The sequence below is a fragment of the Paraburkholderia sp. MM5496-R1 genome, from assembly GCF_050436205.1.
Taxonomy (GTDB): Bacteria; Pseudomonadota; Gammaproteobacteria; order Burkholderiales; family Burkholderiaceae; genus Paraburkholderia; species Paraburkholderia tuberum.
The window spans coordinates 3,367,067-3,382,706 of sequence record NZ_JBNDLT010000002.1 but is presented as its reverse complement, the minus strand read 5'-3'; the positions used below and the strand labels follow the sequence as shown (position 1 = coordinate 3,382,706).

14 protein-coding genes and 1 pseudogene are annotated in these 15,640 nt (G+C 63.8%); 5 read left to right on the top strand and 10 right to left on the bottom strand.

Features of this window, described 5'->3' with window-relative positions; translation table 11 throughout:
- Positions 1-5: 5 nt before the first annotated feature.
- From OKW38_RS22715 to OKW38_RS22700, 4 genes are all read right to left on the bottom strand, one after another.
- Complete coding sequence (locus tag OKW38_RS22715) at positions 6-956, bottom strand: branched-chain amino acid ABC transporter permease (protein ID WP_090801557.1); 951 nt, start codon at positions 954-956, stop codon at positions 6-8.
- A 228-nt stretch (positions 957-1,184) separates the two neighbouring features.
- A complete protein-coding gene (locus OKW38_RS22710) occupies positions 1,185-2,387 on the bottom strand; it encodes a branched-chain amino acid ABC transporter substrate-binding protein (RefSeq protein ID WP_429363799.1) in 1,203 nt (400 codons plus the stop codon).
- A gap of 543 nt (positions 2,388-2,930) precedes the next feature.
- Positions 2,931-3,890 (bottom strand): 4-hydroxy-3-methylbut-2-enyl diphosphate reductase, encoded by a 960-nt coding sequence (gene ispH / locus OKW38_RS22705; protein ID WP_018421578.1) that lies wholly within the window; start codon positions 3,888-3,890, stop codon positions 2,931-2,933.
- 2 nt (positions 3,891-3,892) lie between these two features.
- Positions 3,893-4,348, bottom strand: a complete 456-nt coding sequence (locus OKW38_RS22700; protein ID WP_090801560.1) for an FKBP-type peptidyl-prolyl cis-trans isomerase — start codon at positions 4,346-4,348, stop codon at positions 3,893-3,895.
- Between the two features lie 206 nt (positions 4,349-4,554).
- Between OKW38_RS22700 and radC the strand changes: the two genes are divergently transcribed.
- The 4 genes from radC to nadB all read left to right on the top strand — a co-directional run bounded on the left by radC (position 4,555) and on the right by nadB (position 7,916).
- Positions 4,555-5,469 (top strand): RadC family protein, encoded by a 915-nt coding sequence (gene radC / locus OKW38_RS22695; protein ID WP_429363131.1) that lies wholly within the window; start codon positions 4,555-4,557, stop codon positions 5,467-5,469.
- A gap of 210 nt (positions 5,470-5,679) precedes the next feature.
- On the top strand, positions 5,680-5,913 hold the full coding sequence (gene rpmB, locus OKW38_RS22690; protein WP_007180631.1) for a 50S ribosomal protein L28: 234 nt from the start codon (positions 5,680-5,682) through the stop codon (positions 5,911-5,913).
- Positions 5,914-5,923: 10 nt separating this feature from the next.
- Positions 5,924-6,091, top strand: a complete 168-nt coding sequence (gene rpmG, locus OKW38_RS22685) for a 50S ribosomal protein L33 (RefSeq protein WP_008919555.1) — start codon at positions 5,924-5,926, stop codon at positions 6,089-6,091.
- A gap of 226 nt (positions 6,092-6,317) precedes the next feature.
- The gene (gene nadB, locus OKW38_RS22680; RefSeq protein ID WP_429363129.1) at positions 6,318-7,916 is read left to right on the top strand and encodes an L-aspartate oxidase; all 1,599 of its coding nucleotides are present in this window, start codon (positions 6,318-6,320) and stop codon (positions 7,914-7,916) included.
- 124 nt (positions 7,917-8,040) lie between these two features.
- On the opposite strand, the gene nadC is transcribed toward nadB, so the two are convergent.
- The 6 genes and pseudogenes from nadC to purN form a co-directional block, all read right to left on the bottom strand.
- Positions 8,041-8,964 (bottom strand): carboxylating nicotinate-nucleotide diphosphorylase, encoded by a 924-nt coding sequence (gene nadC, locus OKW38_RS22675; RefSeq protein WP_429363127.1) that lies wholly within the window; start codon positions 8,962-8,964, stop codon positions 8,041-8,043.
- A complete protein-coding gene (gene nadA / locus OKW38_RS22670) occupies positions 8,964-10,103 on the bottom strand; it encodes a quinolinate synthase NadA (RefSeq protein WP_429336597.1) in 1,140 nt (379 codons plus the stop codon). The genes nadC and nadA overlap by 1 nt, the downstream gene beginning before the upstream one ends.
- A gap of 130 nt (positions 10,104-10,233) precedes the next feature.
- Positions 10,234-11,430, bottom strand: a complete 1,197-nt coding sequence (locus OKW38_RS22665) for a DesA family fatty acid desaturase (RefSeq protein ID WP_090801568.1) — start codon at positions 11,428-11,430, stop codon at positions 10,234-10,236.
- A 289-nt stretch (positions 11,431-11,719) separates the two neighbouring features.
- Positions 11,720-12,459 (bottom strand): annotated as a pseudogene (locus tag OKW38_RS22660) (hypothetical protein); the annotation flags it as partial.
- Between the two features lie 90 nt (positions 12,460-12,549).
- Positions 12,550-13,809, bottom strand: a complete 1,260-nt coding sequence (locus tag OKW38_RS22655) for an RsmB/NOP family class I SAM-dependent RNA methyltransferase (protein WP_090801569.1) — start codon at positions 13,807-13,809, stop codon at positions 12,550-12,552.
- Complete coding sequence (purN, locus tag OKW38_RS22650; RefSeq protein ID WP_090801571.1) at positions 13,806-14,459, bottom strand: phosphoribosylglycinamide formyltransferase; 654 nt, start codon at positions 14,457-14,459, stop codon at positions 13,806-13,808. Before purN ends, OKW38_RS22655 begins: the two co-directional genes overlap by 4 nt.
- A 138-nt stretch (positions 14,460-14,597) precedes the next feature.
- On the opposite strand from purN, the gene OKW38_RS22645 reads away from it, so the two are divergent.
- On the top strand, positions 14,598-15,593 hold the full coding sequence (locus OKW38_RS22645; protein WP_184051586.1) for a bifunctional riboflavin kinase/FAD synthetase: 996 nt from the start codon (positions 14,598-14,600) through the stop codon (positions 15,591-15,593).
- Positions 15,594-15,640 lie beyond the last annotated feature (47 nt).

The window sequence follows — 15,640 nt, the reverse complement described above, 5'->3', positions numbered from 1 at the left end:
CGGGATCAGGCGCGATCCGCGACACGTTCGCCGAGCAGACCCGACGGACGGAACACCAGCACGACGATCAGCACGATGAACGCGAACACGTCCTGGTAGTTACTGCCGAACACGCCGCCCGTGAGGTCGCCGATATAGCCGGCACCCAACTGCTCGATCAGGCCGAGGAGCACGCCGCCGACCATCGCGCCGCCGAGATTGCCGATACCGCCGAGCACCGCCGCGGTAAAGGCCTTCAGGCCAGGGATGAAGCCCATGTAGAAGTGCGCGTTGCCGTATTCGGACGCGATCATCACGCCGGCGAGCGCAGCCAGCGCCGAGCCGATCATGAAGGTCGCCGAAATCACGAAGTTCGGGTTCACACCCATCAGACTCGCGACGTTCGGGTTCTCGGCGATCGCGCGCATGGCGCGGCCGAGCCTGGTCTTGTGCACGAGCAGCAGGAGGCCGCCCATCACGAGGAACGCCGTTACGATGATCACGATTTCAGTCATCGAGATCACGGCGCCGGGCGTCGTGTCGGTGGCCTTGATCACGTTGAGCGGGTCGGTGGGCAACAACTGCGGGAACGGCAGCGGATTGCGCGACCAGATCATCATCGCGAGCGTCTGCAGCAGAATCGATACACCGATCGCGGTGATCAGCGGCGCGAGACGCGGCGCACGCCGCAACGGCCGGTAGGCGACCCGCTCGATCGTGTAGCCGACCACCGCGCAGACCGCCGCCGCGATGATCAACGCGATCACGAGCGTCAGCACATTGCCGAGGCCGGGGAAGTGGTTCTGCAGCACTCCTATGGCGGAGAGCGCAACCATCGCGCCCACCATCAACACGTCGCCGTGGGCGAAGTTGATGATGCCCAGAATGCCGTAAACCATCGTATAGCCCAGTGCGATGATGGCATAGACACTGCCAAGTACCAGTCCATTGATGATCTGCTGGATGAAGATATCCATTTAATGCTCCTTAGCCCGTGCGACTGGATTCGCGTTTTTCATCTGCCGGTGGGCGGTGATGCGCTACGAATCTCAACGGCACTGCGGGTACTGATGTAAAAGACCGGTAAGGGTTATCCGTTGCCGGCTGGCCCTGACGACCGTGATGCGGTCGCGAGCTCACCTTGGGCGGATGCAAAAACGGCACCGTTGGATGGTGTCGGTGCCGTCAGGCCGAACTTCCCGTCATCACATCTTTACGACGTCGAGCACTGCTTTCTTGCCGTCCTTGAAGTCGTAAAGCGTAATGGCGCCCTCTTTCAAATCACCCTTGTCGTCGAACGCGATGTGGCCGATTACCCCGTTGTAATCGGTCGAAGGCATCGCAGCCAGCACCTTGGGCGCCTCGATAGAATTAGCGCGCTTCATTGCATCGACGATCACGTACACCGCGTCATACGTGAACGGCGCGTAAATCTGCACCGGCGTGTGGAAGCGGTCCTCGTACTTCTTTTCGAAGTCCGCTCCATGGGTCATTTTCGAAAGCGCGAGTCCTGCTTCCGAACAGACCAGGTTTTGCACGGCGGTACCCGCCAGTTCACCTACCTTGTCGGTACACACACCGTCGCCGCCAAGGATTTTTGCCCTGATACCGAGCGCCGCCGCCTGCTTCGTAAACGGCCCGCCCGTCGCGTCCATGCCGCCGAACATGATGGCGTCCGGCTGAACACTCTTGATCTTCGTGAGAATGGCCCGGAAATCCGTGGCCTTGTCGCTCGTCGCCTCCCGCGCGACGATCTTCGCGCCGCTCGCCTCGGCGGTCTTCGTGAACTCGTCCGCGAGACCTTTGCCGTAGGCGGTCGCGTCGTCCACGACCGCGATGCGTTTGGCGCCCAGCGCCTTCGTCGCGTAATTGGCGAGCGCCGGACCCTGCTGCGCGTCGGTCGCGACCACCCGATAGGTCGTCTTGAACCCTTGCTGCGTATAGGCCGGATTCGTCGACGACGGCGAGATCTCGACGATGCTCGCGTCGCTATAGATCTTCGACGCCGGAATCGAGACCCCGGAGTTCAGGTGTCCGATCACCGCGACCACGTGATCGTCGACCAGCTTCTGCGCGACGGCGGTGCCGGTTTTCGGGTCCGCCGCATCGTCCTGCGCGTCGAGTTGCAGCTGGATCTTGCGACCGTCGATCGTCAGACCCTGCGCATTGATTTCTTCGACCGCGAGGCGCGCCCCATTTTCGTTGTCCTTGCCCAGGTGCGCGATGCCGCCCGTCAACGGAGCCGCATGACCGATCTTCACGATAGTCGCTTCGCTCGTGGCGGCAACCGCCGCGGCCGAGGCCACCGATGCGCCCGTTCCCGCTTCGCCATCCTGTTTCTTGCCGCACGCGGTCAGCATCGCAACCGTGGCCGCGATGGACACGGCGTAAGCAAATTTGACTCGCATCAAGTAAGGTCTCCTGCGCCTTGCAAAATCCACTGTCCAGGACCTCAAGGCCTTGAGAACGCGCGCATTGTAACTCCAATTATGCGGGTGGCAATATTGTTGAACCGGTGGGGTTTTCCTGCATTGCAACCTGATTTTGAGAGGGAAATCCGTTAAAAGGCGCAACCTGGTTGCGATCCGTTTTCGTGCACCAGTTGCACCGGCGCCGAACCCGCTGGCATCAAGTGTTGCGGGCGATCTGCGCGAATCCCGGATAGGCCGGGCTTTGCGTCGGGCATGACCATTTAGCGCGCGCCCGGTGAATTGCACCAATTCAGTGCTTGATCAATCCGTCTTAAGGCTTTTGCGAGCTTAAAACGGGGACGCATCGCGCCAAAATCGATAAAAGCCACGATCACAATTCAAAATAATTTGTGCGCGAGACCACCGAAAGCTGACCGGTCATTCGATGTGGCACTTAATTTAATCAGAGGTTCGTCGGGCACGGGCATAAAAAAAGCGCGCCCACGGGCGCGCTTTCCTTTCAGTGTAGCTAACGGATTGTCAGGCTGGCAGACCGAGCCCGCGTGGCAGCGGAAACGCGATGTTTTCCTCGATGCCCTCGAGCGCGCGCACGTTGCGCACACCCAGTTCGCGCAAACGCGCGATCACCGCCTGCGCCAACACCTCCGGCGCCGACGCACCGGCGGTCACGCCAATGCGGCGCTTGCCCTCGACCCAAACCGGATCGATCTGATCGGGCGAATCGACCATATAGGCTGGCACGCCGAGCTTCTCGGCGAGCTCGCGCAAGCGGTTCGAATTCGAGCTGTTCGGACTGCCGACGACGATCACGACGTCGCACTGCGGCGCCATGAACTTCACTGCGTCCTGGCGATTCTGCGTGGCGTAGCAGATGTCCTGCTTCTTCGGCTCACGGATGGACGGGTACCTGGCCTTCAGCGCGCCGATGATTTCGGCGGCGTCGTCGACCGACAGCGTGGTTTGCGTGACGAAGGCGATCCGCTCCGGATCGGCGAGCTGCAACGCCTGCACATCCTCGATGTCCTCGACCAGATGCATGCCCTCGGCCGCCTGGCCCATCGTGCCTTCGACTTCCGGGTGGCCCTTGTGGCCGATCATCACGATGTCGAAACCGTCCTGGCGCATCTTCGCGACTTCGATATGCACCTTGGTCACGAGCGGACATGTGGCGTCGTACACCCGCAGCCCGCGCGACTCCGCCTCCGAGCGCACGGCCTTCGACACGCCATGCGCGCTGAAGATCACCGTGTTGCCCGCCGGCACTTCGTCCAGGTTCTCGATGAAGATCGCTCCCTTCTTGCGCAGGTCTTCGACCACATAGGCGTTATGGACGATTTCGTGACGCACGTAGATCGGCGAGCCATACAGCTTGATGGCCCGCTCGACGATCTCGATCGCCCGGTCGACGCCGGCGCAGAACCCGCGTGGCTGGGCCAGCAGGATCTCCGCTTCGGCAAGAGTCGTATCCGTGATGCTCATGTTTACAGAATCCCGATAATTTTCACTTCAAACGCCAGCGCCTGGCCGGCAAGCGGGTGATTGAAATCGAATAGGGCCGACGTTTCGCCAACTTCCTTCAGTACGCCGGCATAGCGCCCGCCGCCCGGCGCGTTGAATTCGACCAGGTCACCCGGGGAAAAATCCTCGCCGATCATGCTGTTCTCCCGCAGCGTGGCGAGGGACACGCGCTGGATCAGATCCGGATTGCGTGGGCCGAACGCCTGGCCCGGCGCTAGCTGAAAGGTCGAATGGCGGCCCACCTTCAAACCCAGCAAAATATCTTCCAGCGGCGGCGCCAGTTGACCGGCGCCGAGCAGCAGCGTGGCAGGCTTGTCGTTGAACGTGTTGATCACTTCGGCGCCATCGGCAAGGGAAAGCCGGTAATGCAGCGTGACGTGTGAACCGGGTTTCACCTCGGAAATATCGATGATGCTCATGCAATGCTCGCTCAGTCGAAGCGCTGCACGCGTGCGCCGCGGGGCAGTCGACGCGTGTGGCAAACCGTCGGCGTGCCGTGCGCAAAGTGTCTATTGTAAGCCACCTAGCGGGCGCCGGCTTGAGTCCGTCGCGCGCGAGGGCGGCACGGCCCGGCGGCGCATTGCGCCGCGTGCGCCGTCAACCTTACGCGGAGGACCCTATATATATGGCTGATTTCGCCAGCACAATCGACGAAACACCTGCGCCAACGCTGCGACGACCGAAGGCGCCGGCACGCGCCGGAGGCGGCGTGAAAGCCCCCGCGAATCGGTCGGCCGAGGCCCCGTCAGAAGCCGCCGACTCCACCGCCCGCTGCCGGCGGCAACTGTTTCGGGGTAAATGGCTCCGGCGCGACATGCCGCGCGAGCGACTGATCGAGCAGGGCCCCGACGTGCTGTCGGACACCGAAATGATCGCGCTCGTGCTCGGCTCCGGCCTGCCCGGTCACGACGTGTTCAGCGTCGCGCGGGCGCTGCTGGATCGCTTCGGCTCCCTGCGCACGATGCTCGATGCGACTTATGCGGACTTCGACGGCATTCGCGGCATCGGCCCCGCGAAAAAAGCGCAATTACTCGCGATCATGGAAATGGCGCGTCGCTCGCTGGTCGACAAAATGCGCAAGCGCCCGCTAATGAATTCGCCCGAAGCGGTCGAAAGTTATCTGCGCCTTCTGATCGGCGGACAGCCGCAGGAGGTGTTCGTGTCGCTGTTTCTCGACGCCCGGCATCGGCTGATCCGCTGCGAGGAAAGCGCGCGCGGCTCGCTCACGCGCATGGCCGTGTATCCGCGCGAGATCGTGCGGCGGGCGCTCGCCGCGAACGCGGCCAGCCTGATCGTCGCGCATAATCATCCGTCCGGCGCCGTCGAGCCGAGTGCCAGCGACTGCCGCCTCACGCAGACGCTGCGCGACGCGCTCGCGCTCGTCGATGTGCAGTTGATCGATCATCTGGTGATCGGCGCGGACACCGTATATTCGTTCGCCCGCTCCGGCTGGCCGGGGCTCGCGCGCAAGCCCGCTCGAGCGCGGGAAGCGGAATGGCCGCCGTACGGCGCAGCGTCCCGCATCGCAAATAAGGTTTGATTTTGCGGCTTTTTTTCTGCTAGAATTCCGGTTTGCCTATTTCCAACCCCCTGTTCCGAAGCCATCAAGGCGTTCCGCAAAGGTCAGGCAGCTGTGGTAGCGAAGTGTCTCAATGCAAATTCGGCACAACTTCGCACACTTTCAGCGCGGCTCTTTTCGGGAAACTTTCACGGCGTTCGAACTCAGAATTAGCGTATTAGGAGTGCTCTCATGGCACGCGTATGCCAAGTAACTGGGAAAGCGCCGATGAGCGGCAACAACGTTTCCCACGCGAACAACAAGACCAAGCGCCGGTTCCTGCCGAACCTGCAAAACCGCCGTATCTGGGTGGAAAGCGAAAACCGTTGGGTGCGTCTGCGCGTTTCGAACGCCGGCCTGCGCCTGATCGACAAGAACGGTATCGACGCTGTGCTCGCAGATTTGCGCGCACGCGGTGAAGCCTAAGGAGTAAATCATGGCGAAAGGCGCACGCGACAAGATCAAGCTGGAATCGACCGCAGGCACGGGTCACTTCTACACGACCACGAAGAACAAACGCAACATGCCGGAAAAGATGCTGATCAAGAAATTTGATCCGGTCATCCGCAAGCACGTTGACTACAAGGAAACCAAGATCAAGTAATCTTGGCTCTCCAGCCTGACGAAGGCAAAAACATGAAAAGCCTCGCATTCGTGCGAGGCTTTTTTGTTTTTGCGCGGACCTCGCGATAGCTCCGCAAGGCGCACGCGAATCGCCCTATTCCGTTTGGCCAGCTTTCGCCAGGGCGATGCGGCGCGTATCCTTTGTCGTTTTCGCGGCGTGCGGTTCGCGCGCCGTCATCGCAAAACGAAAGACGGAGATGTAGGCAATGGAATTCGATGTGGCGATTGTCGGTAGCGGTCTGGCTGGTTTGAGCGTCGCGCTCAATCTCGCGCAGACACGGCGCGTTGCTGTGATCGCCAAGCGATCGCTGACCGAAGGCGCGAGCGACTGGGCGCAAGGCGGCATCGCCGCGGTGCTCGATTCGGCGGACAGCGTCGAGAATCACGTGCGCGATACGCTGACCGCAGGCGGCGGCCTGTGCGACGAGGCGGCGACACGCTTTATCGTCGAGCATGGGCGCGCCGCGATCGAATGGCTGATCGGACAGGGCGTGCCGTTCACGAAAGACGAGGCCGCCGAACTGGGCTTTCATTTGACGCGCGAAGGCGGCCATAGCCATCGCCGGATCATTCACGCGGCCGACGCGACCGGCCATGCGGTCGTCGCCACGCTCAGCGAGCAGATGCGCCAGCATCCGAACATCACGCTGTTCGAAGACCATCACGCAATCGACCTGATCACGTCCGAACGCCTCGGCCTGCCCGGCCGCCGCTGCCATGGTCTGTATGCGCTCGATCTGCAAAGCGGCCGCACCGTTACGATCGAAGCGCCGCATACGGTGCTCGCGACCGGCGGCGCCGGCAAGGTCTACCTGTACACGACCAACCCCGACACCGCGACCGGCGACGGCATCGCGATGGCATGGCGCGCCGGCTGCCGCGTGTCGAACATGGAATTCATCCAGTTCCACCCGACGTGCCTGTTTCACCCGTACGCGAAGTCGTTCCTGATTTCGGAAGCAGTGCGCGGCGAAGGCGGCATTCTGAAACTGCCGGATGGCACGCGCTTCATGCCCAATCACGACGAGCGCGCGGAGCTTGCGCCGCGCGACATCGTCGCGCGGGCGATCGACTTCGAGATCAAGAAACGCGGCATTGATTGCGTGTACCTCGACATCAGCCACCAGCCGGCCGCGTTCCTGCACGAGCATTTCCCGACGATCCTGGCGCGCTGCCTCGAGTTCGGCATCGACATCACGAAGGAGCCGATTCCAGTGGTACCGGCCGCGCATTACACGTGCGGCGGCGTCGTCACCGATCTGGCGGGCCGCACCGATCTCGCGGGTCTCTACGCAGTCGGCGAAACGTCCTGCACCGGCCTGCACGGCGCGAACCGACTTGCCAGCAATTCGCTGCTCGAATGCCTCGTGACCGGCCGCTCCGCCGCCAAGGCGATCGAAGCAGAAGGCTTCGCTGCCGCCGTTCACGCGCCGCTGCCGGCCTGGGACGAAAGCCGCGTGTCCGATCCGGACGAGGAGGTCGTGGTCGCGCACAACTGGGACGAACTGCGCCGGCTGATGTGGAACTACGTCGGTATCGTGCGCACCGACAAGCGACTCGAGCGCGCGAAGCATCGGCTCGCGTTGCTGCGCGACGAGATCCACGAGTACTACGCGAACTTCAAGGTGAGCCGCGATCTGCTGGAACTGCGCAATCTGGTCGATGTGGCGTCGCTGATCGTGGACAGCGCGCGCTCGCGGCGCGAAAGCCGCGGCCTGCATTTCAGCCGCGACTGGCCGTCCACATTACCCAAGGCGCTACCGACGGTGCTCACGCCGGAGTATGTACGCAGGCCGAATACCTGACAGCCTTGGGCCGAAATACACGCTGAAACGACGCCACAAACGACAAGGCCATTGCCGGTAAGCTCTGGCAATGGCCTTGTTAAGTCGTCACGAGCGTCGACTGTCGCGCTAGAACGCGCGGCGCTCAAACGATCCGCATCGAGTAGTCGGTCGCGCGCACGTCTTTGGTCAGTGCGCCAATCGACACGCGATCCACGCCAGTCTCCGCGATCGTGCCCACGGTCTCGAAATTCACGCCGCCGGACACTTCGAGCACCGCGCGCCCGGCCGTGATGCGAACCGCGTCGCGCATCATGTCGAACGAGAAGTTGTCGAGCAGGATCGACTGCGCGCCATGCGCGAGCGCAGTTTCCAGTTGTTCAAGCGTTTCGACTTCGATCTGGATCGGCACGCCCGCATTCAACGCGAGCGCCGCGTCCATCGCCGCGCCCAAGCCGCCGGCCGCGGCGATATGGTTTTCCTTGATCAGAATGCCGTCGTACAGCGCGAGCCGCTGGTTCGCACCGCCGCCGATGCGCACCGCGTACTTCTGCGCGAGCCGCAAGCCCGGGAGCGTCTTGCGCGTATCGAGAACGCGCGCGTGCGTGTGAGCAATCGCGTCGACATAGCGGCGCGTCGCGCTCGCCACGCCCGACAGCAGCTGCAGGAAATTCACCGCGTTGCGCTCGGCGGTCAGCAGCGCTCGCACCGGCCCGCGAAGATCGCAGACCGTCGTATCGGCGCTCATGCGGTCGCCCTCGCGGTAACGCCATTGAACTACGATGCGAGGATCGACCGCGCGCATCACCGCGTCGAACCACGGCACGCCGCACAGTACCGCTTCCTCGCGCACGATGATGCGCGCGTCGCGAACGTCATCGGCAGGCACGAGGCGGCCGGTCTGATCGCCGGTGCCGATATCTTCGGCGAGTGCATCGGCGACATTGCGTGCGAGCGCCGCGTCGAACGCCACGCCATATTGCGCGTGAATCGCCGCGAAAAGCGGCGACACTGCGTCGGCCCCTTCGCGCGCCACTACCTGCTCAGGCGCCTTCTCCACCACCTTCATTACGCTGCCCCCACATTCGAATACAGTTGCGCGTCGCGCGCGAGATCGCCGCTCGCCTGCACGCGCTTCTTGTGACGCGCCGCGAAATCGAGCATGCGATCGATCGGCAGACGCGCACGCTCGCCGATCCCACGCTCGACGAAGATTTCGTTGTGGCCGCGCTCGAGCACATCGGCCAGATTGGCGAGTCCGTTCATCGCCATCCACGGGCAATGCGCGCAGCTCTTGCAGGTCGCGCTGTTGCCGGCCGTCGGCGCGGCAATCAGCGTCTTGCCGGGCGCGGCGAGTTGCATCTTGTGCAGGATGCCGAGGTCGGTCGCGACGATGAAGTGCGTCGCGTCGAGCTTCTGCGCGGCGTCGATCAACTGCGTGGTCGAGCCGACCACGTCCGCCTGGGCGATCACGTTGGCCGGCGACTCCGGATGCACGAGCACCTTCGCGTGCGGATAATCGGCGCGCAGCAGATCGAGTTCGATGCCCTTGAATTCGTCGTGCACGAGGCACGAGCCCTGCCACATCAGCATGTCCGCGCCGGTCTTGCCCTGGATGTAGCTGCCGAGATGACGGTCCGGCGCCCAGATGATCTTCTCGCCGCGCGCATGCAGATCGGCGACGATCTCCAACCCGATCGACGACGTCACCATCCAGTCCGCGCGCGCCTTCACGGCCGCGCTCGTGTTCGCGTACACGACCACCGTGCGGTCCGGGTGTGCGTCGCAGAACGCCGAGAACTCGTCGACCGGACAACCGAGGTCGAGCGAACAGGTCGCATCCAGATCCGGCATCAGAATGCGCTTGTCTGGACTGAGGATTTTTGCGGTCTCGCCCATGAAGCGCACGCCCGCGACCACCAGCGTCTGCGCCTCGTGATCGCGGCCGAAGCGCGCCATTTCCAGCGAATCGGCCACGCAACCGCCGGTTTCGTCGGCGAGTTCCTGCAATTCGGCGTCGACATAATAGTGCGCGACCAGCACCGCTTTCTCGCGCTTGAGTAATTCGCGAATGCGCGCCTTCAGCGCCCGCTTTTCTTCCGCCGACGGCGTCTCGGGCACCTTCGCCCACGCCTGCCCGATCCCGCAGGTCGTGCCCTGCGCCTGTGGCCGATCGTATTCGACGGTCCTGATCGCCTGCTGCTCCATCATGTCCTCTGCCCTCACCTGGCCGCCGCGGCTTGCCGCTCGCGCTACACATGCGATGCTTTTCCACGGCCCAAAAACGCAAAACCCCGCCAACGCGGGGTTTTGTGACGTTCTGAAATTTTAATGGATTTCAGGCATAGCGACGCAGTCGCATCGCGAAGTCTTGCAGCGCCTTGATACCGCTCTGCTCTGCGCGATGGCACCAGTCCTGCAATTGCACCAGCAATTGCTCGCGCGACGCGTTGGAGCGCTCCCACATCGCCGCCAGTTCGTTGCGCATGTCGATGTAGGTCTTCAGCTTCTGGCTGTTCGCGAAAATCTGCGGCAGCTGGAGCTTCTGCGGCTCGTTCAGGCCCGCCTCTTCCTTGTGGAACCAACTGCGCGCACCACGCATCACCTGATACTTTTCGCGCGCGCCGACTTCCTTCAGATGCGCGAGCTCCTGGCGGTATGCGCGCTTGATCGCTTTCGCGTAACGCGCCATCACTTCGTAGCGGTTCGCGAGCACGGCCTGCAGCGTGTCCTGATCGAGCACGAGCTTGCCGGTGGTCAGGCGCGGCGTCGGTGCGACCTTCTTCACTTTGGCCAGACGAAACGCCTGCATGATGCGGATGTACATCCAGCCAATGTCGAACTCGTACCACTTGTTCGACAGCTTCGCCGACGTCGCATACGTGTGGTGATTGTTATGCAGCTCTTCGCCACCGATGATGATGCCCCACGGGAAAATGTTGGTGCTCGCATCCGACGAATTGAAGTTGCGATAGCCCCAGAAGTGCGCGAGGCCATTGACCACGCCCGCGGCCCAGAAAGGGATCCACACCATCTGCACGGCCCAGATGGTCAGGCCGACGACGCCGAACAGCGCGACGTTGATCACCATCATGAGGCTTACGCCAAGAATCGGGTATTTCGTGTAGACGTTGCGCTCCATCCAGTCGTTCGGCGTGCCGTGACTGAACTTGCGCATCGTTTCTTCGTTTTTCGCTTCGGTGCGATAGAGCTCGGCGCCTTCGAGCAGCACCTTCCAGATGCCGCGCGTCTGCGGGCTGTGCGGATCCTCTTCGGTCTCGCATTTCGCGTGGTGCTTGCGGTGAATCGCGGCCCACTGGCCGGTCAGCATGCCGGTGGTCATCCACAACCAGAAGCGGAAAAAATGACTGGCGATCGGGTGCAGATCCAGCGCGCGATGCGCCTGGCAGCGATGCAGATAGACGGTCACGCCGATAATCGTGATGTGCGTCACGATCAGCGTGTACACGACGAGTTGCCACCACGAGAAACGCAGCAGCCCGTGGGCAAGGAAATCGAGCAAAGAATTCAACAAGGTAAGTTACCTGCAGAACGAGAGATACGAAGCACACGCGGCGCGTGTGTCATGAAAGTGAAAGCATACAGCGGGATAGGACGATATTCTACTTGAAGGGTTCCAAGTGTTTGTAACAAATAGGGATTTTTTGTGCGCTATCAAGTCGATAGCGATTGCCTGGGCACTGGCACATGCCTTGGCGCGGCGCGAAACGGGGCTTAACGGCCGTCGTTGGCGGCACGGTCGGCGGGCCTGAGCGCCGGATCGGGGTGGTGTCGGAAACCGGATCGGTCATCGCCACCGGGTGCGGCATTGCGCCGCTTGCCTGACCGACGATGCGCACCTCGCGTTGCGGGAGCGCAATAGTGATGCCGTGCTCGGAAAAGAGACGCCAGATATTGCAGTTGACGGTCGAGAGCACGCCACGCGTGCCGCTCGCCGCGTCTTCGATCCGGAAACCCAACTCGAGATTGATGCCGTCCCGGCCAAAGCCGACCAGAAATGGCGCCGGCGCCGGTTCGCGTAGCACCCGCGGCACGTCGGCGGCGGCCTGGGCGAGCAGCGTCATATGCGCATTACCGACGTCAAAGCTCACGCTGTCCATCCACGCGATCACGGCGTTCTGAATGCCCAACAGCGTGAGTACCATGCCGATCCATACGACTACCGACACGATCTTCTCGACGAGAAACAGCCACCGATGCTCGCCACCTTCGCGGTTGAACACCCGCCGAAGAAGAACACGATGTAGATCAGCCCGATGCCGGCGAGCGGCACCAGCGCCAGATCGAGCAGCGTGGTGTCCATGAACTGGCCGGCGATCGCCCGCGCGAGCCACACCAGTGCCGCTCCGATCAGCGGAAAAGCCGCCCGGTCGAGGCTTTCCATGCCGAATCTCAGGCTCTCGTCGCGCGTCGATTGCGGCCGCTTGATGCGGCGGCGCAGCGTCCGCGCGAGCAGCCACGCGACGAGCAGCGCCGCAAGCAGGATCGCGACCTGCCACAGCATCACGCGCTGACCGAAGTCGCGCGCGATGTCGCTGAACATGTGGGTAAAGTCGTATGCATGGATGTCGCCGGAATGGCCGGCGCGCGCGGATTCATCCGCCAATCCGCGCGCCGGCCTGCAGCCGGTTGCCTAGCTCTGGCGCTCGAGCACGGCGGCGAAAAAGCCGTCGGTCGCGTGGCGGTGCGGCCACAGCGACAGGTAGTCGCCCATCTCCAGCTCGATACGCTGCTCGGCAAGGACGTCGCGCGCCGGCACCAGCGCGAAATCAGGGTGATCGGCGAGGAACTGCTGCACGACCGCCTCGTTTTCGGCTTCGAGAATCGAGCACGTAGCATAGACGAGCCGGCCGCCCTTCTTCACGAGACGCGCCGCGCTCGTGAGAATCGACGCCTGCTTCGGCGCCAGCTCGGCGACCGACTCCGGCGACTGGCGCCACTTCAGATCCGGGTTGCGGCGCAGCGTGCCGAGGCCGCTGCACGGTGCATCGACGAGCACGCGGTCGATCTTGCCAGCCAGACGCTTGATCTTCGCGTCGTGTTCGCTGTCGATCAGCACCGGGTTCACGTTCGACAGGCCGCTGCGCGCGAGACGCGGCTTCAGCTTCGCGAGACGCCGCTCGGAGATATCGAACGCGTAGAGCCGGCCGGTCGAGCGCATTGCCGCGCCGAGCGCCAGCGTCTTGCCGCCCGCGCCCGCACAGAAATCGACGATCATCTCGCCGCGCCGAGGTGCGACCAGCGAGCACAGCAGCTGGCTGCCCTCGTCCTGCACTTCGAGCCAGCCCTGCTGGAACGCGTCGAGCTTGGTGAGCGCCGGCTTGCCGACCACGCGCACCCCGAGCGGCGCGAACGGCGTCGCGCCCGCCTCGATGCCAGCCTTCGACAGCGCACCCAGCACGTCGTCGCGGCTCGCCTTGATCGGGTTCGCGCGCAGATCGAGCGGCGCCGGGTAGTTCAGCGCGGCGGCCAGCTGCGCGAGCTCGGCGGCCTCAAAGCGCGAGCTGAGCGCCTGGCTGATCCAGTCGGGCAGGTTCAGGCGAATCCGCAGTGGCAGGCTTTCCGGGTCGATCTTCGCCACGTGTTCGAGCCAGGTCGCCTCGGCCTCGGTGACGAACGGCTTGAGCGCCGAGCGTCCGGCCGTCTGCATCAGGCCCAGCAGCGCCATGCGGCGCGCGGGGCTGCCAGTGCCGCTTTCGGCCAGATGCGCGAACTCCATCCTGCGGCGCAGCACGGCGAACACCGCCTCGGCGATCACGCCGCGCTCGGCGTGCCCGAGCTTCGGATGCGCGCGGAAGAAGCGGCTCGTGGCGGCGTCGGCGGGGCCGTTCAGCCGAAGCACTTCGGCCAGCAGCGTTTCAGTTTGTCCAATCAGGAAACCATGCAATCTCATGCGCCCTCTCCGGCGGTGTGACCGGCAAAGAGCCATTGCGGCTCCGACGGCGTAAGCGTGACGCGCGAGCCGTCCAGAGCGAGACGCCCTTCGACGAACCAGCGCACCGCGCGTGGATAAATGATGTGCTCGGTGGCGAGCACGCGTGCGGCGAGCGTCTGTGCGGTATCGCCCGCCTCGACAGGCACCGCGGACTGCAAGACGATCGGCCCGTGATCCAGCTTTGATGTGACAAAATGCACCGACGCGCCGTGGAACCGCACGCCGGCGTCGAGCGCCTGCTGATGGGTCTTCAGACCAGGAAAGCTCGGCAGCAATGACGGGTGCACGTTCAGCATGCGCGCCGCGTAGTGGTCGACGAAGCGCTCGGTCAGCACGCGCATGAAGCCCGCGAGCACGACGAGGTCCGGCGCGATGGCGTCGATCTGCTCGGCGAGTGCCGCGTCGAAGCTGTCGCGATCCGGAAACTGGCGGTGGTCGACCACCGCCGTGGCGATGCCATGCGACGCCGCGAACGCGAGCCCCGCGGCATCGGGACGGTTAGCAATCACGGCGGCGACCCGCGCCGGCCAGCCCTCGCTCGCGCAGGCGCGCACGATGGCTTCCATGTTGCTACCCCGCCCGGAAATCAGGATGACGAGTTTTTTCATGCGCGGATTTTATCATTCGGCAATCGCCGGACCGCGACCGCGCAGCCGTCTGTTGCGCCAAGCGTTTATAATCGATTGTTTTGCGGCACCCCGCCCGCGCCCCTATTGCAATCGCAGCAACGCCTGCAACCCGCTATCGTGAGAGTCTTCCGCGGCCTTCCCAATGCCGAGAGCCGCGCGCCGTGCGCGCTGACCATCGGCAACTTCGACGGTGTCCACCGCGGCCACCAGGCTCTGCTCGCCCACGTGCGCGCGGCCGCGAACGCGCGTGGCCTGCCCGTCTGCGTGATGACCTTCGAGCCGCACCCGCGCGAGTTCTTCAACCCGGCCGGCGCGCCGCCGCGCATCGCGATGCTGCGCGACAAGCTCGAGGCGCTGCGCACCAACGGGGTCGACCGGGTCGTCGTCGAGCACTTCAATCACACGTTCGCGAGCCAGTCGCCAGATGCGTTCGTCGAGCGGATCATCGTCAACGGCTTGCACGCGCGCTGGATCATGATCGGCGACGACTTCCGCTACGGCGCGAAGCGCGCCGGCGATTTCGCGTCGCTGCGCACGGCCGGCAAGCAGTACGGTTTCGAAGTCGAACAGATGGCGACGGTCGCCGATCCGTCGGGCGCGCGCATCTCGAGCTCGGGCGTGCGCGCGGCGCTGGTCGCGGGCGACCTCGACTCGGCGCGCGCAGCGCTCGGCCGCGACTATCTGATCAGCGGCCACGTTACCCATGGCATGAAGCTCGGCCGCGATCTCGGCTTTCCGACGCTCAATCTGCCGATCGCGCACAAGCGTCCGGCACTGGCCGGCATCTTCGTCGTACAGGTGCACGGCATCGCCGAGCAACCGCTGCCCGGCGTCGCGAGCCTCGGCCTGCGCCCCACCGTCGACGATTCCGGCCGTGTGCTGCTCGAAGTGCACCTGCTCGATTGGCACGGCGACGCGTATGGCAAACTCGTGCGCGTCGAATTTCTGAAGAAGCTGCGCGACGAGGAGAAGTTCGTCGATCTCGAAACGCTGACCGCCGCGATCGCGCGCGACGTCGCCAATGCCCGCGCATGGTTCGCTGCGGTCGGCGCCGGCACGCCGGGCAGCCGTTCCACCGGTTTCGCCACCTCGGCCACCGACCGAATTAGATAACCACCGCGGTTCGGGCCGGTGCGCCGCGCCGCACGAACCGTCGCCGC